Here is a 566-nt window from a genome sequence, read left to right on the forward strand (position 1 = left end):
GGGCAGGTCAATTAGGTGATGGACGCGGCTTGCTCGTGGCGCAAGTATTGGACCGCAATAACCAACTGCAAGACTTGCACCTTAAAGGCTCAGGTCTAACGCCTTACTCACGAATGGGTGACGGGCGCGCGGTATTGCGCAGTACTATTCGTGAATATTTGTGTGGTCATGCCCTGACACAACTTGATATCCCCTCCTCTAATGCGCTTGGCTTTGTGGTTTCCGACACTCCAGTACGTCGCGAGCGTATGGAGGCGGGAGCGGCGTTGATGCGCGTTGCCGATAGTCACATTCGCTTAGGACACATAGAGTGGATTGCAAGCTTTGCTCCTGATTTGCTTGGTGAATTTACTAATTATATGATTGAAACCTACTATCCAAAATCTCGTGATAGCGAGACGCCAGTATTGGCATTTTTACAAGCAGTCGTTGAGCGTACGGCACGGATGATAGCTGACTGGCAGTTGATCGGGTTTGCTCATGGAGTGATGAATACCGATAATCTATCCATCACTGGTAGCACTTTGGATTTTGGGCCATTTGGTTTTATGGAACGTTTTAATCCT

1 protein-coding gene is annotated in these 566 nt (G+C 48.6%); it reads left to right on the plus strand.

Annotated features, from left to right (window positions below; translation table 11 throughout):
• A partial coding sequence (locus ACS8FD_RS23400) for a protein adenylyltransferase SelO family protein (RefSeq protein ID WP_439277613.1) occupies positions 1–566 on the plus strand: 566 nt, incomplete at both ends.

The sequence above is a fragment of the Psychrobacter sp. 1U2 genome (assembly GCF_051847575.1).